We start from the raw sequence: 24,816 nt of genomic DNA, 5'->3' as shown, positions 1-24,816 counted from the left end.
CGGACAAGCACGAAAAAAGGAAAAGCCAAACAATCGCTCAAAATGAGGATTATTTGGCTTTCTACACCTCTATTGAAAATTCCTGTCAAATATGAAAGATTTGATGCGTCCCGTCATGGGCGAATGGCGCTTCGACCAGCCGATCGACGAGATCCAATCCATATTTGTTGGCGAAAGAAAAGAAACACAACTTGCGCTCCTGCAGACCGCCCTCCGGCAGCAGCGACGCCTCAATGCGCTGGATGCGCCTGTGATCCACATCCTCCCGCTGCTGCAAGGAACGAACGAGACGAGTCTCCAAAAAAGCTATTTGCGCCAGCAGCAGCTCGGCATTTTTATCCGCGAGATTGCGCAGCCCCCCATCGAGACGGGCAACTTCCTCCACGAGCGGCCGGTACACTGCTTCGATCGATTCGCGCGCTGCGGCAAACTGCTGATGCAACGGATGCGGCTCCTGCTGTGCCTCCCACTGCTGCTTCCACTTGGGGAAGTCAGTCAGCACGTCTTGGATCGTCAGTCCGAAGCCTGCGATCAGCCGCTGCAGCGCCCCCTCCAGCAGGGTGATGGACATGCGCGGCAGTACGATCGGCATCCGCATGCCCAACAACTCGAATACTTCCCGATAATACGCCCAATACGCGACCTCTCCTGGACCGCCGATAAATGCGAGCGTCGGAAACAGGTGTTCCTGCATCAGCCCGCGGGTCACGACATTGGAGCTGAAGCGCTCTGGCTGTTCGGCCGCAAGCCTCAGCAGTTCGTCCCGGCTGTAGGCCGCGCGCCGGTTGATGAAGCGGTCTTTTTGCCGCTCCAGCAGCAGCCTGTCAGTTCCTTCATATAAAAACAGATTCGCCTGATGCGCTTCTATCTGCAGTTGAAGCGGATATCCGGCTGTGGCGATGCGATCGGCCGCTTTTAGCAGCAAATCGGCAATGGTTTCGTTGTGCTCGATCACCTTCTGGAAAACAGGGATTTCCAGCTCACGCACGAACGGCAAGGAAGATTCCACCAGGACGAGACCGTGCTTGCCAAAAAGCTGCGCCATCAGGCGGGCGAACCACTCCGCTACGTTCCCCGATGCGGCGGCTGTCGACTCCAGCAGCTCGCGAATCGCTGCTGTCTGCTCCGTCTCGATCTGTCCGTGGAAAAACTGTGTCAAAAACTGCTCGCAGGCTTTCGCATCGAGCGCGAGGCTGCTCGCGGAGACCCGCCCTTTTTTCGGGAGCGGCAGCCGCTGCTTGTGCAGCCTTGTCTCTTTGTCGGCCAGCCAGTAGAGATGATCGATCTCATCAATATCATGGTCTTCCCCGGCAATCCAAAAGACAGGGACGACGTTTACATTCAGCTCTGCCGATAGCTTTTTGGCTGCCTGAATCAAATGAACCGCTTTATGGATCGTGTACAGCGGGCCCGTCAAGACGCCGGCTTGCTGGCCGCCGATGACGACATATGTATCCGGCCGTTTGAGCAGCTCGATCTGGCCAAGCGCCTCCTGACTGTTTCCGATCTCTTTGTTATAGCTATATAAGCCTTCCGTCAGGCGCTCCCGATTGTAACCGGTGCGCCCCTGAAGCCACTCCAACCGTTCCCGGTACGCCTGCATCTCATAAGGATGATAGGCAAAAAACTGCAGTGCAGAGGGGTTCCCCAACTGATACTCGCGCGCCAGCCGATTGGCAGCCGGAAGTGCAATACATTCAACGTTCATGTAAGCTCACCTTTCTTAAGGCCGTGGTCACTGCAAATTATACCATGCCCTCCCGCTTCAAAAAACAAGACAACCCGCATTTATGGGTTGTCAAAGTGTAAGTACGAGGTGATTCCGTTAAAATTGCGGCGGTGTCACGGACCAGATCAGCACCGCTTCCGCCTCTCCCGTATTTTCCACTGAGTGGTTCTTGCTGCTGTCAAAGGAAATGCTGTCACCTGTCTCCAGGACGTGCTCCTCGTCGTTGAAACGCGCCGTCACGCTGCCGGAAATAACGGTGAAGCATTCTTCCCCTTCCGACTGGACAAACTTGTCCACAACCTTCTCTCCCGGAGCCAATCGCACCTCCAGCATGCCGAGCTTTGCGCTTCCGCCCATGGAGAGCAGCGAATACGTCCCGGTCGATTCAGGAAAAACCAGTTGCCGGCGTTTCTGGACGCGGGTCACATGCACCTGCTTTTGATCGATGTCTTCAAAAAAATGAATGATGGGTGACTCGAGAGCTTTGGTGATTTTCCACAGGGAGTCCAGGGATGGCTGCGAAATGCCGCGCTCTACCTGGGATAGGAGCCCTTTACTGAGCCCGGTCTTGCTCGCCATGATCTCCAGCGTAAAGCCTCGCTCTTTCCGAATCATACGAATCTTGTGTCCGATGGTCTCGATGGGAAGCCGCATAGTTCCAACCTTCTTTCTTATCGGAATAATTACGATATGTACCGCAGCGCTCTATACGACACCCATCGTTTTGACTATTCCGGTCGTAAACAGCACTATATAGACAATTCCAAAACAGAGAAACGACAGGCGCCACGCAGAGAATCCTACCTTTTTCAGGGATAGCCTTCCTCTGAGCTTCACTTGTACCCAACTGAGCAAAGCGATCGTGACGAGGAAGAAGCCAATCACCCACCACCAAGCAGACAAAGCCTCTGGCCAGATGATGCCATAAGCGGCAACGACAGAACGAATCAACAAAAAATTCGTGATATTTACCGCCCAGCGGCCCGCCAATCGCTTGTCCCGCTTCCATCCATATGCGAGCAGATAGGCCAGCGGGAACCCGAGATATGGCACGACCGTCAGCGTCCCCCAGAAATAGGACCAGACATTCGCGAGCATGGTCATCTACTGTCGCCCTCCCTCCTTTCCTGTACCCATGTCCGTCTTCAGAAGAATCAAGCGGAGCAACACTTCATGCAAGGGAGTGGGGATTTTGGCTTCCTTCCCCTTTGCGACGAGGTAGCCGTTGATCGCTTCCACTTCTGTCCGCTTTTTTCTCATCACATCTTGCAACATGGAGGAAAGATTTTGGGAAGTATTTCGGCAAATGGCGACAATTTCCTGCCAGTCGTCCTCCCCCATTTTTTGCCCATGAGCTGCGGCTACAGCGGCTGCTTCCAGGAACAGCTCGCGCATCAGCTGCACCGTATGGGGATTTTCGAGAAGGGCGCCATTGGGAACTTCGTACAAAGCTGTCAAAGGGTTGATCAGGGCATTGGCCAAGAGCTTGCGCCAGGCAAACGGCTTGATCGAATGCTCGATCGCCACATGCATCCCTGCCTGCTGCGCCACGGCTGCGAAAGCCCGGATGACTGGATCTGCTTCACCGGTCTGTGTCCATGGACCGATGCGCAAAAGCCCTGTTCCCGTATGCATCACTTCCGTGGGCGACAATCTTCGTGCCCCTTCCGTATTGATGGCAAAGTAGCATTGTTTCTCCGTCAAGACCTGTGCCAGCATCTCTTCGTGCCCCAAGCCGTTTTGCAGCGCGAGCACGCGCGCATCGGCTGGCAAATCCCGGAGCAGCGGGAGCAACTCAGGCAGATCGGTCTGTTTTACACTCAACAAGTACAGGGAGGCAGGGGGCAACCCGCGCTCAATCGGCTGTGCGCCAATCCGGACAGATTCCTTTTTGCCGTCCAGACTGTAGCAGGTCAGCCCGTTTTGTACCAGCTGATTCGATTGGGGTGAACTGCGCGTGACTACGACAACCGCTTGCCCATGGAGGGCGAGCCTCGCCGCATACAGCAGCCCGACAGAGCCACCGCCTACCACAACGATTTGCAAAGTGTCTTTTTCCACCTGTGTTTGTTCACCTACATTAATCAATACTTATTTCAAGAATAACAGAGTTTAGGAGATTGTTCAATTGATCAGGACAAAAAAGATCGGAATTGTCGAAAAATTTTTTGCCAAATTCCGTACCAGCAGAAAAAGGCTGCCTTCCGCTTGGGCAAAGGCAGCCTGTCAAAACTTGTTCTGTTATACGGGATAGACGGGATGCTTCCGGTCGGAGAACTGCTGCCGCTTGCCTTTGTACACATCGTAGCGGCGGATCAGCTCCTGGCGCAGGTCTGTCGGCGGAACGATACCGTCTACGATGAGGTTGGAGGCGAGCAGGTACAGGTCAATGTCCTCCTGGTATTCCTTGCGTTTTTCCATGACGAACGCTTGCCGCTCCTGCGGGTCTTCGATCGCCTGGATCTTGTTGCTGTAGACTGCATTCACCGCCGCCTCCGGTCCCATCACGGCAATCTGCGCTCCCGGCAAAGCGAGGCAGGCGTCCGGCTCAAAGGCGGAGCTGGCCATGGCGTACAGCCCTGCGCCATACGCTTTGCGGACGATGACAGAGATTTTCGGCACGGTCGCCTCCGCCATGGCGGAAATCATTTTGGCCCCGTGGCGGATGATGCCTGCCCTCTCGACCGCCGTACCGATCATGAAGCCCGGCACGTCAGCCAGGAACAGCAGCGGAATGGAAAACGCATCGCACAATGTAATGAAGCGGGCCGCTTTGTCAGCCGAATCGACGAACAGGACGCCGCCTTTGACGCGCGGCTGGTTGGCGATGATACCGACCGGTTTGCCGTCCAGCCGCGCGAGGCCGGTGATCAGCTCCTGGGCGAACAGCTTTTTGATTTCATAGAACGACCCTTCATCGACCAGGGCGCAAATCAGATCGTGCATGTTGAACGGCGCGTTTTGGTTTTCCGGCACGATAGTGGAAATGTCCTTGGCAGATGCAATTGGGGGCTTCGCTTCGCTGACAGGCGGTTCGGCTGTGTAGTTCGCCGGGAAGAAACTCAAGTAGCGGCGCGCCGACTGGATCGCTTCTTCCTCGCTGGCCGCGAGCACATCGCCGCAACCGCTGACCGAGCAATGCATGCGCGCTCCGCCCAGTTCCTCCAGGGTTACCTTTTCCCCAATCACCATTTCCGCCATGCGCGGGGAGCCAAGGTACATGCTGGCGTTTTTGTCCACCATGATGACGATGTCGCAAAACGCCGGAATGTAGGCGCCGCCTGCCGCAGAAGGCCCGAACAGGATGCAGACCTGCGGGATTTTGCCAGAGAGTTTGACCTGGTTGTAAAAAATGCGCCCTGCGCCGCGACGGCCCGGGAACATCTCCAACTGGTCCGTAATCCGCGCCCCCGCTGAATCCACCAAATAAATCAGAGGCACACGCATTTTCTCGGCAGTCTCCTGGATGCGGATGATCTTCTCTACTGTACGAGAACCCCACGATCCGGCCTTGACGGTGGAATCGTTGGCCATGACGCAAACGGTTTGCCCGTGGATCTTGCCGATCGCCGTCACTACTCCGTCTGCGGGCAGATCGCCGGCCATCACGTTGGCGAACAACCCGTCTTCCACCATGAACTCGCCGTCGAACAGCAGCTTGAGCCGGTCACGGACGAACAGCTTGTTTTGTTCCTTCAGCTTTTCGTGGTATTTGGGGTCTCCCCCTTTTTCGATCTGGGCGATTTTTTCCCGCAGCGTCTCTTCCAAATGGTTGCTCATAGGCGTCCTCCTTGTCACTCACCGCGATAAACCGGTTTGCGTTTTTGTTGAAATGCGTCCAGTCCTTCCAGACGGTCTCGGGTGGGAATCAGCAGCTGGTAAGCGTTGCTCTCGATTTGCAGTCCGGAAGCCAGATCGACTTCCAGACCGCAATCAATGGCGAATTTGGCCTGGGCGAGCGCGAGCGGTGCATTCGCTGCTATTTCCTCTGCCATCGTCATCGCCGCAGCCAGAAGCTGATCCGCCGGCACGACCCGATTCACCAGCCCGATGGCCAGCGCCTCTTCAGGACGAACGCGGCGGGCGCTGAAAATCAGTTCCTTGGCGATTCCTTTGCCCACCAGGCGAGGCAGCCTTTGCGTCCCGCCCGCGCCGGGGATGATCCCGAGCGACGTCTCCGTCAAGCCCATCTGCGCCTTTTCGCTCATGATGCGCAGATCGCAGGCCAGAGCCAGCTCCGTTCCTCCGCCCAGCGCGAGCCCGTTGATAGCCGCAATGGTCGGTTTCGGCAGTTTTTCCAGCTCCGTAAATGTATCCCGGATCGTCCGGATATAGACCTGTACCTGCTGCGGCGACATTGTCTTGCGCTCTTTGAGATCTGCCCCCGAGCAAAAAGCCTTGTCTCCAGCACCCGTCACGATCAGGGCGCGAATGTCTGGATCGAGCGCAATCTCTGCGATCAGCCTGCGCAATGTTACAAGCAGCTCCAGATTGAGGCAGTTGTAAACGTCAGGCCGCTCCAGCGTGAGCACCCCGATGAGTCCTTCTTTTCGCAGTGTTACCGTCATGCCCCATCCTCCTGCTTCGCTTTGTTTACTGCTCAGCTTTGGCTGCCAGGTGCGCTTTCAGCACCTTGGAGGGCAGTTCCCGTCCCAGTTCTTGCTGGATAAAAGCCCCTGCCTCCAGCAATCGCTCGAGGTTGACGCCCGTCTCATAGCCCATTCCGTCCAGCATGTAAACCAGATCTTCCGTGGAAATATTGCCAGCAGCCCCGGGCGCGTACGGGCAGCCGCCGAGCCCGCCAATCGAGCTGTCAAACGTCTGCAGTCCTGCATCGATCGCCGTCAGTACATTGGCGAGCCCTGTTCCGCGCGTGTCGTGAAAATGTCCCGCCAAGCGCTCGTTCGTAAAGTCTTTCACAAGCTTTTCCAGCACTTCCCGCACTTGCTTTGGCGTCGCCACTCCGATCGTGTCGCCGAGCGAGACTTCATAGACGCCCATCTCCAGCAGTTCATGCGTCACCCGGCGGCTATTGTCAATCGGGACCGCTCCTTCATACGGGCAGCCGAACACGGTGGAGACGTATCCGCGCACGCGCATGCCGAGAGCCAGCGCCTCGCGCGCTACTTCGCGCAGGATCGGGAAGGTCTCCTCCATCGATCTGTTCAAGTTTTTGCGGTTGTGTGTATCTGAAGCCGACATGAAGAGGGCAATCTCTGCCAGCCCGCTTTCACGCGCCCGCTCCATCCCCCGTACATTCGGCACAAGAGCGCTGAATATGACGTCTGCTGGCCGCTTGATCCCTCGCAGGACCTCTTCGGCATCTGCCAACTGGGGAATCCAGCGCGGATTGACGAACGAAGTCACCTCGATCCGCTTTAGTCCTGCCCGCACCAGCTTGTCGATCAGCGCGATCTTGGCCGTGGTGGCGACCTTCTCTTTTTCATTTTGCAAGCCGTCCCGCGGCCCTACCTCTACGATCTGTATGTTCATCCTGCACACCCCTCGCCTAGCGACCGCTCAGTTTGGCATCATGATAAAACTATTCCAGCGTGATGAGGACGTCACCCTCGTTGACGAAATCCCCGATATTGACTTTGACCTCCGTCACTTTGCCGGCGACTTCCGCCTGAATCGGAACTTCCATTTTCATCGATTCCAGCACCACGACATCTTGCCCTTCTGTGACTTCATCTCCTGCCTGCACCAGCACGTTAATCACCGTTCCTGCCATGTTCGCTGCCACTTGTTTCATATTCCCTCGCTCCTTTTCGTTACATGTTTTTTTGCAATCAGCTATTGGACTTGGCTGCCCTCTCCTGGACAAACCACGTGGTGTAATTCCCTTCGCGGAAACGCTCGTCGACGAGCACCTCCTGCAAAAACGGAATGTTCGTTTTAATCCCTGTAATCTGAAAGTTCTGCATGGCCGCGATTGCCCGCTCTACCGCTTCTCCCCTCGTCTGCCCCGAGACGATCACCTTGGCAATCATCGGATCGTAAAACGGGGTGACCTGCGCACCGCTCTCCACTCCGTCGTCGATTCGCACATGCTCCATGTCCGGCGGCTGATAGAGCGCAATTGTTCCGGGAGACGGCAAAAAGGTGACCGGATCTTCCGCGTATACGCGCAGCTCGATCGCGTGACGCTTCGCCTGTACGTCTGCCTGCCCGATGGACAGCGGCTCGCCTCTGGCAATGGACAGCTGCATGGAAACCAGATCCAGCCCGGTCATTTCTTCCGTGACGGGATGCTCTACCTGCAGACGGGTATTCATTTCCAAAAAGTAAAAGTTTTTGTTTTCGTCAACGATGAATTCGACTGTACCGACACCTGTGTACCCGACTGCCTTGGCCGCCTGGACAGCCGCCTGACACAACTGCTCTCTTGTAGCCGGATCGAGGAACGGTGACGGGCTTTCCTCCAGCACTTTCTGGTGGCGACGCTGGATGGAGCACTCCCGCTCCAGCAGGTGCACGACCGTACCGTGCGAATCTCCCGCGATTTGCACTTCGATGTGGTGAGGACGCTCGATATATTTCTCAACGAACATGGCGTCGCTTCCGAAGTACGCTTTTGCGCGGCCCCGCAGCGACTGATAGGCTTGCCTGAGACTTTCCTCGTTCCGGCAGATTTGCATGCCGATTCCGCCGCCGCCTGCGCTTGCCTTCAGCATGACCGGATAGCCGATAGACGCCGCTACGCTCGCAGCCTCGTCAGCCGTCTCAAGCGGGTCCTCGCAGCCCGGAACGACCGGCACTCCCGCTTCCTGCATGACACGGCGGGCGGTCAGCTTGTCGCCCATCTGGCCGATGACTTCCGGAGTCGGTCCGATAAAGACGAGCCCTTCCTCCTTTACGCGGCGCGCAAAGCTTTCATTTTCCGAAAGCAGTCCGTAGCCGGGGTGAATGGCATCGGCGCCAGTGCTTTTCGCTGCCTGAATGATGTTTTCTACGTTCAAATAACTGTGGGGTACTGGAGGTGGGCCTATGTGAACCGCTTCATCGGCTTCCCTGACAAACGGCATATCCCGATCGGCATCCGAATAAACAGCGACGGTCGCGATGCTCTCCGCCTTGCACGTGCGAATAATCCGCCTGGCGATCTCGCCGCGATTCGCAATCAACACCTTACGCATGGCAACTCTCCTTTCTTTCACCCGTCCGGGCCTGCTCCTGAAAGCGTTTCCAATGCAAGCTCCGAGCGGTTCATGTAATGCTACCTTCTATTTTGCCACGAGTGTGGATATATATCTAGGTTGAAATCGTAAAAAATTCCATGAAAGCGAAACCATCTCCTGACAATTGTCGACGATCAAAGAAAAACTCCACGAGAATCAATATATTGGTGTATAATAAAAGCAATGGCCAAGGTGGCTGAAGGGAAAGAGCTGTGAGAGGAGTGGCTGACCAATGTATGAAGTAAAACGTTTACAAATCAACTACAAGACGCTCGAGGAGTTCCAAAAGTTTCGCGAATTTGGCCTGGAAGAGCTGTCCATGAAGGAAGACCTGGAGGCAAACATCGTGGAAAACGATTCGGAATCTCCTTTTTATGGCATTTACGATAACGATCTTCTTGTAGCCCGGATGAGCCTCTACAAAATCGACGGCAAATACGACCGCTACTTCAAGCCTGCGCAGGATTACTACGAGCTGTGGAAGCTTGAGGTCCTGCCTGATTATCGTAACAAGGATTACGGAACAGCTCTGGTTAACCACGCCAAAAGCTTTGGTGCGCCCATCAAAACCAACTCTCGCTGTCGCGCCGATCAGTTCTGGCTGAAAATGAACTTTACCCCTGTGAAATACAACCCTATTCGGGATCGCGGCGAAAATCCGTACGTCTGGCTGCCGGAAAACGTCGCCTTGCAAGACTAGCTCCTCGTCACGGGAAACGAAAAGAAGCGGACCAGCCCGCTTCTTTTTTGTACCGATCAGGACGGATCATTTACCGCTATGCTCTACGGGAACCGTCACTTTTCCACGCGCTCAAGGTTGCCGTTCTCATCCATTTTGAAGATGACCTTGCTCGAATCTTCCTCCTGCAAAAAGGCGAGCTTGCGCGCACGCTCCATAATCTGGAGGAGCGCCCTGTAATCTTCATTGACACCCTGCACCTGTTCTAGCTCTTTTCTCGCCCGCTCGTTCGCTTCCGTCAATTCTTTTATCTCCAATTCTTTTCCTTCCAATTCTCGTTCCAGCTCCTTGACACGACGAACCAGCTCTTTCTGGCTTAGCAGCATGCGAATAACGGATTCAATTTGCTGCTCGTCGTAGCCCTCCTGCCTGGCAGCCTGCACAGCGCTTGTCGTTTGGCGTTTGACAGGTACCGCAGCAACTTCCACCTCGGCGACAGCTGCCGGTGAGATTCTTCCCATTTTCTTCAATTGCTGCCTTTGACTTTTGGCAATGGTTATGGCGTCGTCGTATCGCTTGCGGACGCAGCTATTCCACCGGAAGCCGCATGCGGCAGCGGTCCTTCCCAACCTTTGACTCACTTCTTCAAAAGCAGCTAACTGGGTACCGCCTTCACGAATGTGGCGCAAGGTGACTTCCGCCAACACCAGATCGTCGTCTTCGGTCCATGCGTCTTGTCTGGAAGCTACCATAAAAGTCCCTCCCGTTACCTAAAAAGGATGATGTAGTTCATCCTATGCTTTTCCCTACTCTTGTAGAATCGCTTTCTACTAGAAAAAGTATGTCCAAGCGAATAAATGTTTAAACGGAAGGAACCTTTCCCGGCCGCCGCCTAGTTCTTCCCTAAAAATTTTTCAACGACCGCCACATGCTCATCACTGCCCCAAATTTTTGCGCATTGGTCGACCTCCATGCGAACCCGCTCCTCCTGGCTGATCCCGTCTCGCTTCCACTGCAGCATACGCATGTACCGCTCGATGCCTACCAGAGGCTGCGCTGCAATCTTGCGGGCAAACCGCATCACTTCCCCCTGCAGTTCTTCGGCGGGATAGACTTCGTCCACAAAGCCGTACCGCTTCGCTTCTTCAGCGGTCAGCTTCTCGCCCGTGAGCAGCAGCGCAAGCGCCTTGGATTCCGGCAGCTTGTCCAGCAGGCGGCTGCCCCCACCCCAGCCCGTCGTGATGTGCATGCCGATTTGCACAAAGCCGAGCACGGCGCGGTCGCTGGCGAAGCGGAAGTGGCACGCCCCGGCAAATTCGCACCCTCCGCCCATGGCCGCTCCGTTGATCATCGCGATCACGGGCTTGGGGAACCGGTTGATCGCGGACAAAAGGCCGGCGACCTTGCTCAGCAGCGGATACGCCTGCTCATGGCCGCGAGCCGCGATAAACTGGTTCAGGTCACCCCCGGAAACGAAGCTCTTTCCCGTTCCCGTCACGATCAACACCTTCACCTCCTCGTCCGCCTGACAGTCTTGCATGACCGCTGTCAGTTCGTCCACCAGCTCCATGCTGATCGCGTTATGTACTTCCGGCCGATTCAACGTGATCGTGGCCACTCCATCCTGTTTGACTAGCTGTATCGTCTCCATCTTTTGCTCCCATCCTTTGCTGGCGTTTCTTTTTTATTTTACCTTCTGCCTGGGCAAAATCCTATGCAGGAATCTGAAGCCGGGCTGCACTCTTTGGCACCAGGTCCGCATCCTGTCTGGCAAAAGAAAAAAGAGGCGGCTATTGCCCCCTCTTTGCAGTGCTGCTTCTGTATGCTCCCGCTGTTACGACAGCAGGTTTTTCATGGCAGACGAATTATAGCCGACAATCAGGTTTTCGCCATCGGTCAAAATCGGGCGTTTCAACAGCTGCGGTTCTTCGCTGAGCATTTCCAGCAGCTCCTTGACGGACATCTCGTTGATGTCCACGTCCAGGTTTTTGAAACGCTGGCTGCGTGTCGACAAAATTTCATCCAGCCCGTTGGTAGTCATTTTGATGATGTCCATCAGCTCTTCTGCTGTCGGCGGGTTTTTGAACAGGTGACGCTCTTCGTATTTCACCCCGTTTTCCGCCAGCCATGCCTTTGCTTTTCGACAGGATGTGCAGCTTGGATACGTGAAAAACGTTAATTTGTTTGTGCGTGTACGTTCGGCAACTGCCATCGGTTACCCCTCCATCTCATCTATACGGTTCGGACATTTACCACCTTAAATGTTCGTCGTCCAGCTTGGGACGACCACTTGCAAAAAGTAAGATAATAAAAAAACCTTCTTTACTACGGATTATAAATGCCCGTTTAACACTATGTCAATAGTAGTTAATCTAAAATATAGCCGCGAAAAGTGGAGGAATGTCGACCGTTGCACACTACAACCTTAACAAGCCGTGAAAAATCGGATACACTTATGGTGATTTGCTTATGAAGGGGGTTCTAGCATGGATTGCGATGCACAAAAGTTAACAAGCGCTTTGGCTGACCCCACCCGTTTTTCCATTTACCAATACGTCGCATACAGCAAAGATCCGATTACAGTACAAGACGTCGCCGACCATTTCTCCATTCATCCGAACGTCGCGCGGCTGCACTTGACGAAATTGGAAGACGTTCATTTGCTTACTGCCGTGACAGACAAAAGCGGCAAGGGAGGTCGTCCCTGCCGCCTGTACTCGCTGTCCGACCAGGTGGTCAGCCTGCAGTTCCCTCCCCGCGATTATCAGCTATTGGCCGACATTGCCATTGAGACCTTGCTCTCGCTCGGAGAAGCAGGCGAAGCCGCACTGATCAAGATGGGGTATCGCATGGGCACCGAGATGGCCAAACGGGCTGTAGCCAAAAGCGCCCTGAAACTTGCGACTGCTACTATGGAAGAAAAACTGGGCCACATCCAGAAGCTCGTCGTGGCGCAAGGGTTGAAACCGGAAATCGAAGTGCTGGCAGATGGCGTTCTTCGTTTTCGGGTAAACAATTGCACGTTCCAGGATACGGCCAAAAAGTATCCCCAATCCGTCTGCCGGATGCACAACGCGCTCTTGATGGGCATATTTGAGACATACTTGGGGAAGATTGAATTACGTGAGGACGAGTCCATGATTGGCGGCTGCAATTCGTGTAATTATACGGTGATTCACTATTGAAAGAGAATGCCCTGTATTTTCCTATCTGCCAAAAAACCGTCATACCTTCCCGTTTACACGCCTACGCCCGTCCTATATAATGGGGAAGGAATCTTGTAAATCTTACCGATCTATGCAAAAGGGGGGACACAGATGGATCGCATGTATCGCGTTCTTGGTTTTTGGACCATCGCTATCGCGCTGATGTCTTTCTGGGGCGGTTTGTACCCGATGGCGCTCATTTTCTTCGGTCTGACAGCATTTTTCGTAGCGCTCAGCTACATGAACCTCACAGAAAGAGTGTATCTGAACATCTTCTTTGGCTTTATGTTCCTGTCTTTTGTAGGATTTACCTACTACACTTTCTTCGTAATGCCGGTTGGCGGCGGAGAACACGCAATGCTGCAAATGATGCTGTAAAGAAAAAAGATGCTCACCTTCGAGCATCTTTTTTCTTTTTGCCTGCAAATCAATCTACTTCCAAAACGCATCAGACAGAAAACGCAAACTATCCTGCGCAAGACTTCCCTTGGATTGGACCATGACCCGGAACCGTCCGCCCAGTCCCGCCGGGTCGATGAGCTGCTGGATGGCCCGGTTGCGTTTCATCGCGATACTGGTAAACGGGTCGCGGTCTGTGTGGGCGACTGCCTTTTGCAAGAGCCCGCTGCGCAGCAAAAACTTGTCCTGCCGCATATACGCGACCTCGCGCAGACCTTCCCGCTCCCCGTACTTGCTCCACGCCGTAAAGTTGACATGCGCCGTGATGTCCTCCTGCCCGGGATGCAGATACGGATTGTCATGGGCCTGATGGCGGTAATAGCACATCAAGGTTCCGTTTTTGCGGCTCGGATGGTACAACTCCTCCTGCAAATCCCCGTAGTCGATCGTCACGACATACCCTGTCTGCAAAAGCGCTGCTACTTCTCTCGCGGCCTGCTCCATTCCCGCGTTGATTTCAATTCTGACCCCGCTCGGCACGTCGGGCTGCCATTCTTGCAAAAACGCAGCCGCTTTAGGGGTGACAGCTCTCAACGTTTCTTCCAATCCTGCTGCGCCTGCTGTCACCCAGACCTCCTGCCAGCCCGTTGCCGTCTTTTCCACGATATGCACGGGAAAGGCGTCCAGCCATTCATTGGAGAGGATGACTCCAGTGATTCGCTCTGTGGCAGCGGCCTGGCGCAGCGACGAATACCAGCGCTTGTTCACTTCGTGCGCGCGGATCGCCTCCTGTTGCAGCTCCCTGTGATACGGGCTCGCTTCGATCAGGATCACGGTCAAGGCGCGATACAAGTCAGGCGCCGACTCCTGCAGGCGGTCCAGCATATGCTTGCAAAGCGCACCCGTCCCTCCCCCGATCTCTACCAGCACAGGCTCCTCAATGCCATTTGCCCGCCACATGTCCAGGACGACATCGGCCATGGTCTCTCCGAAAACGGGATGGACTGCCGCGCTCGTAAAAAAGTCTCCGGCTTTTCCTACCTTGGGCCTGTCCGTCATGTAGTATCCGCAAGCCGGATGATACAGCGCCAGCTCCATGTACCTTGCAAACGGAATCGCTTTTTCCGGTGCGGCCGCGATTTCTTCGCGAATTGCTGTAATTGGTTCCATTGGGCTCTTCTCCTGCTATCCAAATTCATCCGTATAAGGCTATAATACGAAAAGAAGTCATACAATGTGGAGAGAATAGGTCATTGCATCCGGTACACCGCTTTCTATCACAAGACAAAAGGTGAAATCATGCGCAAATTTCTGCTCATCCTGTTCCTTGTTGTTGTGTGCCCGCTGACGGTATTCGCACAGGAGGAGAAGCCCGTTTCCCTGGAGCAGCTGATCTTGCAGCAGCATTTTACGCAAAAGGAACTGGAGCGAACCCTCACGCTGATCAAACAAGAGGAGACCCGGGCGCAGCGTGATCTCGCCCAGCTCGAACTGGACCTGAAACGGCAAAAGCTGGTCATAGAAGCCATGCACCGCCATGCGGGCGAAGTGGCGAGAGCTTACTATACAGGAGAGCGTGCCAATCTTCTGACCCTTCTGTTCAATGCAGACAATTTCAACGAATTTCTCCTGATGTTCGATTTCATCCAACTCTTGTACGACCACGACATGCAGCGGCTGGAGATGTACCAGACGGAGCGCGCCAAGCTCGTGACCATGCAGGAGGACGAACACAACCGTCTCGAACAGCTGCGAGATCTGCGGAAAAAATACGAGGCACAACTCGCCGAAATGCTGGCCATTCAGGCGGAAAAAGAGAAAAACGTGCAAAAGCTGGACGACCCCGCTGAGGTCGAAGCGCTCATGGACAATCTCATCGACGATTGGCAAAAGCGCGGCCTGCCTGCATTCCAGACCTTTTTCGGGCTGCTCGCGGATGTCATGGTCCAGGTGCCAGAGCTTGTCACACCGGAGCGAATCCAGTCGGACGGCTTGTTTTCGCACACGCTCACCATCAAGCAGAACGAATTCAACCAGTTCCTGATGAGCAAGGACGAACTGTTCAAGCAGTCCCATTTTTCCTTTGAAGACAACAAGCTGATCGTCGAAGGGACGTACGACCATATACAGCTGCGTCTCGTCGGGACTTACGAGCTTGTGTCGCCGACAGCGCTGAAATTTCACATCAACGAGCTGTATTACGACGGGTTTGCCCTGCCGCCCTCAACCATCGCGGACATGGAGAAAATGTACGACCTTGGCTTTTACCCCGGGCTGATCTCCCCGAATATTCAAGTAGAAGGCATCACGATGATGAACGAGGAGCTCAAGCTTCACCTGCGCTTCAATCTGCCGTTCGGCTTTGGAAAGAAATAGCCAGCTCACGTCAGCTGGCTTTTTTCCTGGAAACGACTGTACTTACATGGACGGCCATCTCGTCCTCCAGACGCCGCATATAGGCGATCGCGTCTTTCGTCAGCGTCGGAATTTTCTCTTTGCTCTTCAGCCTGGCCAGCGTCTGCGGCACCGGATAAATGACGTAGTGGCGCTTCCCTGCCTCGCGGTAAAAATGGACGTAGGTCGGAATCATTTCGGCGCTCTCGATGCTTGCCTCGCCCGATGCGCCCTTGTACAGCGTCAGCTTGAGAATGGCGCCGACATCTTTGTAATCCCAGCGCTGCGCGGAGATAAAGTTGCCCAGCGAATAGGCGATCAATCCTTTGTGTTCCCGTCCGTCCTCCAGCGTGACCGTCTTCCATTCATACGGCTGCACCACGTGCGGATGCGCGCCCAGGATCAGATCGGCTCCGTATTGCAGACACAGCTCTGCCGTCTTTTTCTGCGCTTCGTTCGGCAAGCGTTGGTACTCCACTCCGAAGTGCAGGGCGACCGCCACCAGATCCGCCCCTTTTTCACGGGCTCGGGCAATGTCCTGTTTGATCAACTCCGGCTTGATCAGGTTAACCAGATAGGGCTTGCCATCGGGAATCGGGATGCCGTTGGTGCCGTAGGTGTACGACAGCAGTGCCAGCGTGAAACCGTCTTTTTGCAGCAGCAGCGGCTCCTCGCGCTCCTTTGCACTGGCAAATGTGCCGGTGTGCAGCAAGCCTGCCTCATCGAGATGCCTGATCGTCTGCAAGATTCCCGGCTCCTTGCGATCCAGCGAATGGTTGTTTGCAGTCGAAACTGCTGTAAAACCGACGTCTTTCAGCGTATGGCCGAGCTCTGCCGGGGTGTTGAACATCGGATAGCCCGTATATCCGGATGCACTACCGCTCATCGTCGTTTCGAGGTTGCCGACCACCCAATCCGCCTGTCGAAAAAGGGGAATGACGTTTGTAAAAAACGGGTGGAAATCGTACGTTCTGGTGCCGGGGTTCCAGGCAGCGTCGAGCTGCTCCTGATGCACCATGATGTCTCCTACCGCCATCAACGTGAGGCGCTGTTCGGGAAAGCGCGAAGGGGCAGGATTCGAGGGAGAAGCCTGCTCCGTGGGCGAAGGCTGATTCTGTTTTCGCGAGGCAGCTTCCGGCAGCGTATTTGTCTGCTGCAGCTGCTCGCTTCCTTCAGCCATATGGGCAGGGGAATCCGACTGGGCCAAAAGGTCGGCGGGCGTATCCGGATTGGCTGCATACGGGACACAGCCCGCGATGCTTAGGCAGCCAAAGGCGAGGATCATCGCCAGGCAACGCCATTTTTCCTTCATAACGAAAAACTCCTTTTCCTTGTGACCCTTCCCTTTTCGCCGCCCCCTTCCGAAATCCTTTCTCGAAAGGGAATGTAACCCACCCGCTCCGCTTTATCGTAACAAGCCTGTCACAAACGGATTGTACGTCTTCTCCGTGTCGATCGTCGTCTTCGGACCGTGACCGGGATAGACGATCGTATCGTCGTCCAGTTCGAACAGTTTATCCTGAATGCTGATCATCAGCGTCTCGTAGTCCCCGCCGGGCAGATCCGTGCGCCCGATGCTCTGCGCAAACAGTACGTCGCCGCCAAAGCAATGCTTGCCGATCACAAACGAGCAGCTTCCGGGAGAATGTCCGGGGGTATGCAATACCCGGATCGAAAAGCCGGCCAGCTCCAGCATCTGTCCGTCAGATAGCTCGTGCTCCGCCCGTTCGCAAATGATCGGCTCGGAAAGATTCCATCGGCTCGAACCGTTCAGGTCCGGGTTCGTGAGCCATTCCTGCTCCAGCGGGTGGATGTATACAGGCGCTTTGGTCAAGGCGCGTACATCGTTCAGCCCGCCGATATGATCCAGATGGGCGTGCGTCAACAGGATGGCGACTACCTTTTTGTCCTTGATCGCCTGCAGCAACACTTGCGGCTGCATGCCGGGATCGATGACGATCGACTCTCCTGTAGCGGTATTGGTCAAGACATAGGCGTTGGTCTGGAATCCGCCCAACGGAAACGACTGAATGGATAGATGTTGGTCGCTCATGGGAACCTCCTTCAATTTCTGATACCATAAGAAAAAAAGCAACGAGGTGAGAGACATGCGTCACATGTACGGCGTTGAAATTCACGTACCGGCTGGCAAACTCCCAGGCTTCTATGCTCAAGTCATACATAAAATCGGAGACCATGTCAATGTCTTCGACCGCGACAACTTGCTTTTCATCGTGGAAAACGAAGCAGAACGGGACAAGCTCGAAGCGGTGCTGAGCAAATCCGGCATGCTCGGTGACCGCTTTTCCCTTTTGCTCCTCCCCTCTTCCGCTCAAATCGACACCGTGGAGGACATCGGCTTCGTCAGCCAGAGCGAGCATCTCTATCTGTATGCAGAACGCGTCGCATTGTTCACATTCGCAGGGGGCACAGAAAATGAACAGGATCGCTGGGCAGCACAGGAGCAGCTGCGCGAGCACGTTTCCGGCCAGTTTCCTGCCACCGCTTCATCTACACCGGTCTTTATCCTCGACAATGCCCAGACGGAGCTCGCGGACGGTATCGCCCGGGCATACGGCCAGTCTCTGGTGTGGCTCCATCGCGGGGAATGAGAGCGAAAAAAGGGAAGGCAGCTCATCGAATCGACGTGCACCTTCCCTTTTTCCTGCTCTCTTCACAGGCTCTCAAATTTCATCCAGGCCACCTTGCTGCCTTCAAGCCCGAAGCTCGCCTTGCAGCGGCTTCCCTGGTAGACGATTTCCTGTTTCCCTGTTCCCCTTCCGTACAGCTTGTGCACTTGTTCGGCAGAATCGTACATGGCCAGTCCCCGCGCCGTCTTGAACTTCGCCGCGTCCTCCTGTGGCACTCCGCTCAGCATGATGGATTGCAGCTTGCCGCGCCGCACTTTCACCACGATTTGCGTACGGCCGACCTGCAGGATTCCCATCACCGCATCGCCCGCTCCTTGCGCCATTTGCTCGACGGTGTACGACTGCCTCGACACCATGTCCATGAAGTCAGCCCGGGTCGGCTTGAGCACGTCGATCGCTTCCTGCACGTTTTGTCCCAGGTAGATGCCGCTGACGCCGTATTCCTTTTCGTTCTCGGGATCGAACCCGGCAGAGGAGCACGCTGACAGGAGCACCAGCGCCAGCAGGAACATCACAACCATTTTGCCATATCGATCGTTCACTATTTCGTCCACCTTTTCCCAGCCGGTATGTACATCGCTATCTTACCGCACGGACGGCAGAGCAGCAAGAATGCTTGTTCTACTCGCGCGGTCCCGTCACTTTCCGGCGCGGCCGGTTCGGGGGCTGATTGGTGCTCACGGAATTCTTGAAACCTTCCAAAATTTTTAGCAGCGAGGCAAAAAGCGGCGATGCAAACACGGCGACGATCCCCCAAATCCACGTCCCGACCTTCCACGGCTCCTCGACGTACACCTTCTCCGCCCCGGTGAGGATAAGCGCAGGGTCCAGCCCCATCACCCCAAAGATGACACCCGCCGATACTACCGAAATAACCAGGTTAACAAAACGTTTATAATGCATCAGCCGCGCTGCGTGATTCACGTCCTCCCAGCAGTCGTTTTCCGGCTCGTAATCGGTCGCAAGGAACGGAATGACGGATTTGCACGCCTCGGTGATTCCCGCCGCTGCGCTGGATACGGCCGTGATGTAGATCAAAAAAGCAATAGACGAATCGAGACTGACCATGACATTTCCCTCCCTGTTCCTATATGTATGGAGAAACAGGGACATCTTGCCGAAAAAACTCCGCGACACCGTTTTCTTTCTTCCCCGTTTGCGGTAACATGTATCCGTACCACCATTTTCAGGAAAGGGGTTCTTGCTATGTCCAACAATACTTTCATCATGGATACCTACGACCTGGTGCGCAGCCTCACGCTCGGCGCTTTGAACAATGCTTCTGAAGAGATTGCAGACGTGATCCCCGCAGGATTCAACAACAACATTCGCTGGAATCTGGGTCACATTTTGGTGACACAGGACTCGTTTATGTACGGCCCGAGCTGTCCTCATCTGCCGGAGTCGTATCCGGCGCTGTTCAAGCCGGGAAGCAAGCCTGCTGACTGGACTGGCGATGTCCCGACACTGGCAACGCTCGCTGCCCAACTGGAGGAGCAAAAAGCCCGGATCAAGGAAGCATTCGCCGGGCGCCTGGACGAGAAGCTCCCGCAGCCATTCCACCTGGGAAACAAAGGCACCATGCACACCCTGGGAGAAATGTTCGCCTTCTCCCTGTTCCACGAAGGCATGCACGCCAACGCGCTCGGCCTTCTGTTGAAAGCCGTAAAGTCTGGCAAATAAACAAGCGCATCCAAATGGCCCGGAAGCTGTTCCGGGCTTTTGTGCGTGCAGCAGGCATAGGAGGCAAAGACGTGAAAACCGCCCCCAAACCGGGAGCGGTCCTTGTCGAGCCCGAATTGCTATGAGGTTTTACCGATCATTCTCTTTGGCACTTCAACCTCCGTAACAGAGCTTGTGTTACCTAAAGAATTTTGGTTCCACCTGACCGACTTTCGCCGACTGCCTGATCATGTGTATCCACGGCTCTTCGCCTCCTGCAAGGCTTTGTTCCGTCTTACCATGAATCATCGGGCTCGACAATAGCTAGTATGGTCCGCATTGGCACAGACTATACACATCGTTTACAAAATATCTGCGGCGAGTTGTGCCAGCACGCTCCGCTCCCCTTTTTCCAGCTTGATGTGTCCGGCCAGCTTCTGATCCTTGAACAATTCCACCACGTATGTCAAACCGTTGTTGCTCTCGTCCAGATACGGATGGTCGATCTGTTCCGGATCGCCCATCAGCACGATTTTGGAACCGTCCCCGACACGTGTCAGGATCGTCTTCACTTCATGCTTCGTCAGGTTTTGCGCCTCGTCGATGATGATGAACTGGCCCGGAATGGACCGCCCGCGAATATAGGTCAGCGCTTCCACCTGCAAGCTGCCCATCCCCGCCAATATTTTGTCCAAATCTCCAGGACGCTTCGTGTTGAACAAATACTCCAGATTATCGTAAATCGGCTGCATCCACGGCCTCAGCTTTTCTTCCTTTTCGCCGGGCAAGTAGCCGATGTCTTTTCCAAGGGGAACAATGGGTCGTGCCACCAAAAGCTTTTTGTATTTTTGTTGATCCTCGATCTGCAGCAGACCTGCGGCCAGCGCCAGCAGGGTTTTTCCTGTTCCGGCCTTGCCGGTCATCGTAACCAGGGGAATGTCGTCGCGAAGCAATAATTCAGCCGCCATGCGCTGTTGCACGTTCCGGGCTCGTATTCCCCACATCGGGCCATCGTCCGATACGAGCATCTCCAGTGTCTTGCCATCCGGGTCAACCTTGCCGATCGCCGAGATGGAAGGGTTGATCTCGTCTTTTAGCACGAGAAATTGATGGGGGTAAAATCGGTACTTGGGGAAACAGGAGGCTAAATGCAGCTTTCGTGTCGCGTAGTACGACTTGATGATATCCGAAGCGACCATCATTTTCTGATACCCCGTGTAAATGCTGGAATATTCGCCTACGACCCGATCCGAGAGGAAGTCCTCTGCGGTCAGACTCAGTGCATCCGCCTTCACACGCATGAGCGCGTCCTTGCTGACCAGAATGACCGGGCGCGGCTGGGGCGACAAGTTTTCTTCTTCCTGCAAATTGAGCGCGACAGCCAGGATGCGGTTGTCGTTTGTCATTTCCGTAAACTGTTTTTGCAGTTTATGCAGCGAGGAGTGATTCAGCTCCACACGGAACAGCCCGCCTGTCTCCAGTGTGATTCCCGTGTGCAAATGTCCCAGTTCACGGAAGCTGTCCAGCAATCGCGAAACGTACCGAGCATTGCGGCCGATTTCATCCATGTACCGCTTCTTGGAATCAATTTCTTCCAACACCACTGCGGGTATGACGATTTCATTGTCGGCGAAGGAAAACATCGCCCGCGGATCTTGCAGGAGTACGTTGGTGTCCAGTACGTAGATTTTCTTCAAAATCTCGCCTCCTATTACCCATCTTATATACCCTATGCAATTTTTGGAAGGATGCTCTGGTGCGGTGACGTGATGTACTACAGTCTATGTTGGGCCCTACACAGTTAGACGGAGCTTTGCCAGAATGAAAAAAGGCGAGCAGGACAAAATACACGTAACCACCGGGAAAGGGAGAATGATTGTGAAACGGACCGCCATTGGATATCTAGGTCTTAGCCTGTTGCTTGCCGGATGCATGTCAGGCAAGCATCCGTCGGCCAACCAGGCTGCGCCACAGCCCAATCAGCAAGCCCCGCATACGCAGCGCGTTCAGCAAACCGCCCCGGCACCGACTTACAACCAATCCTCGCAAGCCACGGCAGACCGCCTCGTCCAGCTGGCGACCCGCGTGAAAAAGGTAAATGGAGCCACGGCCGTCGTGATCGGGAAATACGCGGTCGTCGGCATAGACGTGGACGCCCATCTGGACCGTCCGGAGGTAGGCGTCATCAAGTACACGGTCGCAGAAGCGTTGAAGGAAGACCCGCAGGGAGCAAATGCCGTCGTGACCGCCGATCCTGACATCGTGCAGCGTCTGCGGGAAATGACCGCCGATATTCGCAGAGGGCATCCGGTCTCCGGTTTTGCCGAAGAGCTGGCCGATATTGTGGGACGCATCATCCCGCAGATGCCTCGCGATGTGCGCAAGCGCGAGGAGACGCCGTCCCAGGAAAACGAGCAGCGCATCAACAAGAGCAGTCCGTCCTCCCCGCGAGGACACGACAAGATCAACGTCAATCGGACAGGCGCGCCATAAAAATCAGCACAAAGAAAGAGGCACTCGCCCAGGCTCTACGCCCGGGAAAATGCCTCTTTTTTCGTCTGCAAAGGGGCCGTCTCAAGCGGCGGCAATGCAGCCAGCGCTTGCTCCAGATCGGCGATCAAGTCGTCCGCATCTTCCAGCCCGGCGGACAGGCGGATCAATCCATCGGTAATGCCGCGCAACTCTCTCTCGGCAGCAGGCATCGACGCATGGGACATCGCTGCCGGATAGGAAAGAATCGTTTCGACTGCGCCAAGGCTTACCGCCACAATCGGCAGCTTCACCCGGTCAAACAATGCTTTGGCCCGCTCCCTGCTGCCGACGTCAAAGGACAGGACAGCTCCGTGACCGCTCGCCTGCGACGCCTGTATGGCATGGCCGGGATGGCTGGACAAGCCGGTGTAGTAGACGCGCGAGACGGCGGGATGGGTGTTCAGCCAGCGGGCGATTTTGTCTGCCGTGTGCGTGCTGACATCGAGGCGGGCTTTGAGCGTTTTCAGTCCGCGCATGACCAACCAGCAGTCTTGCACCCCGAGGATCGCCCCCATGCCGTTCTGGATGAAGTAGAGCTGCTCGCCCAGCGCAGCGTCGCGAGTCACAGCCAGGCCGGCCACGACGTCACTGTGTCCGCCGATGAACTTCGTCGCGCTGTGGATCACGATGTCCGCTCCCAGCTCCAGAGGACGTTGGTAGTACGGGGTCAAAAACGTATTGTCCACGATGATCAAAAGCCTGTGTTCCTTGCCGAGCTTGCAGACGGCTGCGAGATCCGTCACCTTCAGCGTCGGATTGGACGGCGTCTCCAGGTAAATGCCTTTCGTCTGCGGAGTGATCGCAGCCCGGATGTCCTCGATCCGGGTAGCATCCACAAACGTCACCGTGATGCCCATCCGCGACAGCACCCGGGTCAAAAAGCGGAACGTCCCTCCGTATACATCCTCTGCCACGATCACGTGATCCCCGGCCGAAAAGAGCATGAATACGCTGGAGATGGCCGCCATGCCGGAAGCAAACGCAAATCCCCGCTCGCCGCCTTCCAGACCGGCGATTGCATCCTCCAGCGCCTGGCGGGTCGGATTGCCGGATCGGGCGTAATCAAAAGTGCCTGGCCGATCCAGATCGGCCTGATGAAACGTAGATGCCTGATAAATCGGTACCGACGACGCGCCCGTGACCGGATCAAAGCACGATGTACCATGCAGCACACGAGTGGCGAAGTTCATCGTACATTCCCCCCAACAGCCAGGCTCGCATCCAGCGCCGCAGACAAATCTGCGATCAGGTCGTCCGGATGCTCAATGCCGACCGACAGGCGGAGCAACCGATCGCATACGCCCACATACTCGCGGATTTCTGCAGGGATGTCTGCATGGGTCTGCGTCGCCGGGTATGTACACAGCGACTCGACGCCACCCAGACTTTCCGCAAAGGAGACGATGCGCAAATGTTTCAGGAACGGCTTAACTTGCTCCACCGATTGGACACGGAAGGAAACCATTCCGCTGAACCCGCTCGCTTGCTGCTTCTGCACATCATGTCCCGGATGCTCTGCCAGTCCCGGATAGAACACTTCTGCGACCGCAGGGTGCTCGCGCAGCTTTTTGGCAATGGCAAACGCATTGGCTTCATGCCGTTCCATACGCAGGGCCAACGTTTTCAGCCCGCGAACGAGAAGCCAGCTATCTTGCGGCCCGAGTACCGCTCCGATCGAATTGTGCAAAAACCGGATTTTTTCGGACAACTCTTGCCCTTTGGTTACAATCAGGCCAGCGAGGACATCGTTGTGCCCGCCCAAATACTTCGTCGCGCTGTGCAGCACGATGTCGGCTCCCAACTCCAGCGGGCGTTGACAGTACGGAGTCATGAACGTATTGTCGACGATCGTAAGCAGACCGTGCCGCTTTGCCAGTTGCACGACTTGGCGAATATCTGTAATCTGCATCAGGGGATTGGTTGGCGTCTCGACGAAAACGGCCTTCGTCTGCGGCGTCACCGCTGCTTCTACGGACCCAAGATCGCGCAAATCCACGTAGCTGAAGGTCAGCCCGTAGCGTGACAACACTTGCTCAAACAGCCGATACGTTCCGCCGTACAAGTCGAGGGAGACAATAAGGTGGTCTCCCTGGGAAAACAACCCCATGACCGTATGGATGGCAGCCATCCCGGAAGCGCACGCGAACCCGGCGTCTCCGGATTCTGCGCTTGCAATCGTCTCTTCCAATACGCTGCGTGTCGGGTTTGCCGTCCGCGAGTAATCAAACCCGGTGCTCTCTCCCAAGGTAGGATGGCGGTAAGCTGTCGAGAAGTAGACCGGGAAGTTGACGGCCCCCGTTTTTTCGTCTTTTCCTACTCCTGCCTGAACCAGTTTTGTCTCCAAATGCATATGATTTCTCTCCCTCCATTCGTGTGCGAGGGG

At 55.3% G+C, this 24,816-nt stretch carries 27 protein-coding genes; 7 read left to right on the top strand and 20 right to left on the bottom strand.

The window, feature by feature from the left end; all coding sequences use genetic code 11:
• Positions 1–85 precede the first annotated feature (85 nt).
• The 9 genes from bshC to ACFSO0_RS14085 form a co-directional block, all read right to left on the bottom strand.
• Positions 86–1,708, bottom strand: a complete 1,623-nt coding sequence (gene bshC / locus ACFSO0_RS14125) for a bacillithiol biosynthesis cysteine-adding enzyme BshC (RefSeq protein WP_376881348.1) — start codon at positions 1,706–1,708, stop codon at positions 86–88.
• 117 nt (positions 1,709–1,825) lie between these two features.
• Positions 1,826–2,383, bottom strand: a complete 558-nt coding sequence (locus ACFSO0_RS14120) for a helix-turn-helix domain-containing protein (protein WP_376881347.1) — start codon at positions 2,381–2,383, stop codon at positions 1,826–1,828.
• A 51-nt stretch (positions 2,384–2,434) separates the two neighbouring features.
• Positions 2,435–2,833: a DUF3397 domain-containing protein gene (locus ACFSO0_RS14115; RefSeq protein WP_376881345.1), complete on the bottom strand. Its 399-nt coding sequence runs from the start codon at positions 2,831–2,833 to the stop codon at positions 2,435–2,437.
• Positions 2,834–3,790, bottom strand: a complete 957-nt coding sequence (locus ACFSO0_RS14110; protein ID WP_376881344.1) for a ketopantoate reductase family protein — start codon at positions 3,788–3,790, stop codon at positions 2,834–2,836.
• Between the two features lie 180 nt (positions 3,791–3,970).
• Entirely contained in the window at positions 3,971–5,509 is a 1,539-nt protein-coding gene (locus ACFSO0_RS14105) for an acyl-CoA carboxylase subunit beta (protein ID WP_376881342.1), read from the bottom strand.
• Between the two features lie 14 nt (positions 5,510–5,523).
• Complete coding sequence (locus ACFSO0_RS14100) at positions 5,524–6,297, bottom strand: enoyl-CoA hydratase-related protein (protein ID WP_376881340.1); 774 nt, start codon at positions 6,295–6,297, stop codon at positions 5,524–5,526.
• Positions 6,298–6,322: 25 nt separating this feature from the next.
• On the bottom strand, positions 6,323–7,222 hold the full coding sequence (locus tag ACFSO0_RS14095) for a hydroxymethylglutaryl-CoA lyase (RefSeq protein ID WP_376881339.1): 900 nt from the start codon (positions 7,220–7,222) through the stop codon (positions 6,323–6,325).
• Positions 7,223–7,271: 49 nt separating this feature from the next.
• Positions 7,272–7,484, bottom strand: coding sequence for an acetyl-CoA carboxylase biotin carboxyl carrier protein subunit (locus ACFSO0_RS14090; RefSeq protein WP_376881338.1), 213 nt, complete (start codon positions 7,482–7,484; stop codon positions 7,272–7,274).
• Positions 7,485–7,521: 37 nt separating this feature from the next.
• Positions 7,522–8,868 carry an acetyl-CoA carboxylase biotin carboxylase subunit gene (locus ACFSO0_RS14085; RefSeq protein WP_376881336.1) on the bottom strand — a complete coding sequence of 449 codons (1,347 nt, stop codon included), beginning with the start codon at positions 8,866–8,868 and terminating at the stop codon, positions 7,522–7,524.
• Positions 8,869–9,142: 274 nt separating this feature from the next.
• On the opposite strand from ACFSO0_RS14085, the gene ACFSO0_RS14080 reads away from it, so the two are divergent.
• Positions 9,143–9,610: an N-acetyltransferase gene (locus ACFSO0_RS14080; RefSeq protein WP_376881334.1), complete on the top strand. Its 468-nt coding sequence runs from the start codon at positions 9,143–9,145 to the stop codon at positions 9,608–9,610.
• A 95-nt stretch (positions 9,611–9,705) separates the two neighbouring features.
• Here the strand turns inward: ACFSO0_RS14080 and ACFSO0_RS14075 are convergent, their stop codons facing one another.
• The 3 genes from ACFSO0_RS14075 to ACFSO0_RS14065 all read right to left on the bottom strand — a co-directional run bounded on the left by ACFSO0_RS14075 (position 9,706) and on the right by ACFSO0_RS14065 (position 11,801).
• The gene (locus ACFSO0_RS14075) at positions 9,706–10,341 is read right to left on the bottom strand and encodes an RsfA family transcriptional regulator (protein ID WP_376881332.1); all 636 of its coding nucleotides are present in this window, start codon (positions 10,339–10,341) and stop codon (positions 9,706–9,708) included.
• A gap of 140 nt (positions 10,342–10,481) precedes the next feature.
• A complete protein-coding gene (locus tag ACFSO0_RS14070) occupies positions 10,482–11,240 on the bottom strand; it encodes an enoyl-CoA hydratase/isomerase family protein (protein ID WP_376881330.1) in 759 nt (252 codons plus the stop codon).
• A 183-nt stretch (positions 11,241–11,423) separates the two neighbouring features.
• Positions 11,424–11,801, bottom strand: a complete 378-nt coding sequence (locus ACFSO0_RS14065) for a Spx/MgsR family RNA polymerase-binding regulatory protein (protein ID WP_376881328.1) — start codon at positions 11,799–11,801, stop codon at positions 11,424–11,426.
• Between the two features lie 274 nt (positions 11,802–12,075).
• Between ACFSO0_RS14065 and ACFSO0_RS14060 the strand changes: the two genes are divergently transcribed.
• Both ACFSO0_RS14060 and ACFSO0_RS14055 read left to right on the top strand, forming a co-directional pair.
• Complete coding sequence (locus ACFSO0_RS14060) at positions 12,076–12,774, top strand: helix-turn-helix transcriptional regulator (RefSeq protein WP_376881326.1); 699 nt, start codon at positions 12,076–12,078, stop codon at positions 12,772–12,774.
• Between the two features lie 132 nt (positions 12,775–12,906).
• Positions 12,907–13,173, top strand: a complete 267-nt coding sequence (locus tag ACFSO0_RS14055; protein WP_376881324.1) for a DUF2626 domain-containing protein — start codon at positions 12,907–12,909, stop codon at positions 13,171–13,173.
• Positions 13,174–13,227: 54 nt separating this feature from the next.
• Here ACFSO0_RS14055 and ACFSO0_RS14050 read toward each other — a convergent pair whose 3' ends face one another.
• Positions 13,228–14,364: a class I SAM-dependent methyltransferase gene (locus ACFSO0_RS14050; RefSeq protein ID WP_376881322.1), complete on the bottom strand. Its 1,137-nt coding sequence runs from the start codon at positions 14,362–14,364 to the stop codon at positions 13,228–13,230.
• A gap of 129 nt (positions 14,365–14,493) precedes the next feature.
• Here ACFSO0_RS14050 and ACFSO0_RS14045 point away from each other — a divergent pair, with 129 nt between their 5' ends.
• Positions 14,494–15,570, top strand: a complete 1,077-nt coding sequence (locus tag ACFSO0_RS14045) for a coiled-coil domain-containing protein (RefSeq protein WP_376881321.1) — start codon at positions 14,494–14,496, stop codon at positions 15,568–15,570.
• Between the two features lie 10 nt (positions 15,571–15,580).
• Here the strand turns inward: ACFSO0_RS14045 and ACFSO0_RS14040 are convergent, their stop codons facing one another.
• Both ACFSO0_RS14040 and ACFSO0_RS14035 read right to left on the bottom strand, forming a co-directional pair.
• Entirely contained in the window at positions 15,581–16,900 is a 1,320-nt protein-coding gene (locus ACFSO0_RS14040; protein ID WP_376881320.1) for a CapA family protein, read from the bottom strand.
• A 93-nt stretch (positions 16,901–16,993) separates the two neighbouring features.
• Entirely contained in the window at positions 16,994–17,641 is a 648-nt protein-coding gene (locus tag ACFSO0_RS14035; protein ID WP_376881319.1) for an MBL fold metallo-hydrolase, read from the bottom strand.
• Between the two features lie 55 nt (positions 17,642–17,696).
• On the opposite strand from ACFSO0_RS14035, the gene ACFSO0_RS14030 reads away from it, so the two are divergent.
• Positions 17,697–18,200 (top strand): hypothetical protein, encoded by a 504-nt coding sequence (locus ACFSO0_RS14030; protein WP_376881317.1) that lies wholly within the window; start codon positions 17,697–17,699, stop codon positions 18,198–18,200.
• 62 nt (positions 18,201–18,262) lie between these two features.
• Here the strand turns inward: ACFSO0_RS14030 and ACFSO0_RS14025 are convergent, their stop codons facing one another.
• Positions 18,263–18,781, bottom strand: coding sequence for a hypothetical protein (locus ACFSO0_RS14025; protein WP_376881316.1), 519 nt, complete (start codon positions 18,779–18,781; stop codon positions 18,263–18,265).
• Positions 18,782–18,860: 79 nt separating this feature from the next.
• Positions 18,861–19,307: a hypothetical protein gene (locus ACFSO0_RS14020; protein ID WP_376881315.1), complete on the bottom strand. Its 447-nt coding sequence runs from the start codon at positions 19,305–19,307 to the stop codon at positions 18,861–18,863.
• Between the two features lie 138 nt (positions 19,308–19,445).
• Between ACFSO0_RS14020 and ACFSO0_RS14015 the strand changes: the two genes are divergently transcribed.
• The gene (locus ACFSO0_RS14015; protein ID WP_376881313.1) at positions 19,446–19,922 is read left to right on the top strand and encodes a DinB family protein; all 477 of its coding nucleotides are present in this window, start codon (positions 19,446–19,448) and stop codon (positions 19,920–19,922) included.
• A gap of 341 nt (positions 19,923–20,263) precedes the next feature.
• On the opposite strand, the gene ACFSO0_RS14010 is transcribed toward ACFSO0_RS14015, so the two are convergent.
• On the bottom strand, positions 20,264–21,598 hold the full coding sequence (locus ACFSO0_RS14010) for a PhoH family protein (protein WP_376881311.1): 1,335 nt from the start codon (positions 21,596–21,598) through the stop codon (positions 20,264–20,266).
• A 175-nt stretch (positions 21,599–21,773) separates the two neighbouring features.
• Here ACFSO0_RS14010 and ACFSO0_RS14005 point away from each other — a divergent pair, with 175 nt between their 5' ends.
• Positions 21,774–22,394, top strand: coding sequence for a YhcN/YlaJ family sporulation lipoprotein (locus tag ACFSO0_RS14005; RefSeq protein WP_376881310.1), 621 nt, complete (start codon positions 21,774–21,776; stop codon positions 22,392–22,394).
• Between the two features lie 35 nt (positions 22,395–22,429).
• Here ACFSO0_RS14005 and ACFSO0_RS14000 read toward each other — a convergent pair whose 3' ends face one another.
• Both ACFSO0_RS14000 and ACFSO0_RS13995 read right to left on the bottom strand, forming a co-directional pair.
• Positions 22,430–23,623: an aminotransferase class I/II-fold pyridoxal phosphate-dependent enzyme gene (locus ACFSO0_RS14000; RefSeq protein ID WP_376881308.1), complete on the bottom strand. Its 1,194-nt coding sequence runs from the start codon at positions 23,621–23,623 to the stop codon at positions 22,430–22,432.
• Positions 23,620–24,783 carry an aminotransferase class I/II-fold pyridoxal phosphate-dependent enzyme gene (locus ACFSO0_RS13995; RefSeq protein ID WP_376881306.1) on the bottom strand — a complete coding sequence of 388 codons (1,164 nt, stop codon included), beginning with the start codon at positions 24,781–24,783 and terminating at the stop codon, positions 23,620–23,622. Before ACFSO0_RS13995 ends, ACFSO0_RS14000 begins: the two co-directional genes overlap by 4 nt.
• Positions 24,784–24,816: the final 33 nt, after the last annotated feature.

Origin of the sequence: Brevibacillus sp. GCM10020057 (assembly GCF_042683565.1) — a bacterium.
GTDB lineage: Bacteria > Bacillota > Bacilli > Brevibacillales > Brevibacillaceae > Brevibacillus.
This window is presented reverse-complemented; position numbering and strand designations above follow the sequence as displayed.

Excerpts from the sequence above, each read along its gene's own strand:
- ACFSO0_RS14100 (WP_376881340.1), bottom strand. The coding sequence starts at position 6,297 with ATGACGGTAACACTGCGAAAAGAAGGACTCATCGGGGTGCTCACGCTG.
- ACFSO0_RS14020 (WP_376881315.1), bottom strand. The coding sequence starts at position 19,307 with ATGGTCAGTCTCGATTCGTCTATTGCTTTTTTGATCTACATCACGGCC.
- ACFSO0_RS14120 (WP_376881347.1), bottom strand. The coding sequence starts at position 2,383 with ATGCGGCTTCCCATCGAGACCATCGGACACAAGATTCGTATGATTCGG.
- ACFSO0_RS14000 (WP_376881308.1), bottom strand. The coding sequence starts at position 23,623 with ATGAACTTCGCCACTCGTGTGCTGCATGGTACATCGTGCTTTGATCCG.
- ACFSO0_RS14040 (WP_376881320.1), bottom strand. The coding sequence starts at position 16,900 with ATGAAGGAAAAATGGCGTTGCCTGGCGATGATCCTCGCCTTTGGCTGC.
- ACFSO0_RS14085 (WP_376881336.1), bottom strand. The coding sequence starts at position 8,868 with ATGCGTAAGGTGTTGATTGCGAATCGCGGCGAGATCGCCAGGCGGATT.
- ACFSO0_RS14070 (WP_376881330.1), bottom strand. The coding sequence starts at position 11,240 with ATGGAGACGATACAGCTAGTCAAACAGGATGGAGTGGCCACGATCACG.
- ACFSO0_RS14060 (WP_376881326.1), top strand. The coding sequence starts at position 12,076 with ATGGATTGCGATGCACAAAAGTTAACAAGCGCTTTGGCTGACCCCACC.
- ACFSO0_RS14080 (WP_376881334.1), top strand. The coding sequence starts at position 9,143 with ATGTATGAAGTAAAACGTTTACAAATCAACTACAAGACGCTCGAGGAG.
- ACFSO0_RS14105 (WP_376881342.1), bottom strand. The coding sequence starts at position 5,509 with ATGAGCAACCATTTGGAAGAGACGCTGCGGGAAAAAATCGCCCAGATC.
- ACFSO0_RS14050 (WP_376881322.1), bottom strand. The coding sequence starts at position 14,364 with ATGGAACCAATTACAGCAATTCGCGAAGAAATCGCGGCCGCACCGGAA.
- ACFSO0_RS14005 (WP_376881310.1), top strand. The coding sequence starts at position 21,774 with ATGATTGTGAAACGGACCGCCATTGGATATCTAGGTCTTAGCCTGTTG.
- ACFSO0_RS14065 (WP_376881328.1), bottom strand. The coding sequence starts at position 11,801 with ATGGCAGTTGCCGAACGTACACGCACAAACAAATTAACGTTTTTCACG.
- ACFSO0_RS14015 (WP_376881313.1), top strand. The coding sequence starts at position 19,446 with ATGTCCAACAATACTTTCATCATGGATACCTACGACCTGGTGCGCAGC.
- ACFSO0_RS14030 (WP_376881317.1), top strand. The coding sequence starts at position 17,697 with ATGCGTCACATGTACGGCGTTGAAATTCACGTACCGGCTGGCAAACTC.
- ACFSO0_RS14115 (WP_376881345.1), bottom strand. The coding sequence starts at position 2,833 with ATGACCATGCTCGCGAATGTCTGGTCCTATTTCTGGGGGACGCTGACG.
- ACFSO0_RS14095 (WP_376881339.1), bottom strand. The coding sequence starts at position 7,222 with ATGAACATACAGATCGTAGAGGTAGGGCCGCGGGACGGCTTGCAAAAT.
- bshC (WP_376881348.1), bottom strand. The coding sequence starts at position 1,708 with ATGAACGTTGAATGTATTGCACTTCCGGCTGCCAATCGGCTGGCGCGC.
- ACFSO0_RS14075 (WP_376881332.1), bottom strand. The coding sequence starts at position 10,341 with ATGGTAGCTTCCAGACAAGACGCATGGACCGAAGACGACGATCTGGTG.
- ACFSO0_RS13995 (WP_376881306.1), bottom strand. The coding sequence starts at position 24,783 with ATGCATTTGGAGACAAAACTGGTTCAGGCAGGAGTAGGAAAAGACGAA.
- ACFSO0_RS14035 (WP_376881319.1), bottom strand. The coding sequence starts at position 17,641 with ATGAGCGACCAACATCTATCCATTCAGTCGTTTCCGTTGGGCGGATTC.
- ACFSO0_RS14090 (WP_376881338.1), bottom strand. The coding sequence starts at position 7,484 with ATGAAACAAGTGGCAGCGAACATGGCAGGAACGGTGATTAACGTGCTG.
- ACFSO0_RS14055 (WP_376881324.1), top strand. The coding sequence starts at position 12,907 with ATGGATCGCATGTATCGCGTTCTTGGTTTTTGGACCATCGCTATCGCG.
- ACFSO0_RS14045 (WP_376881321.1), top strand. The coding sequence starts at position 14,494 with ATGCGCAAATTTCTGCTCATCCTGTTCCTTGTTGTTGTGTGCCCGCTG.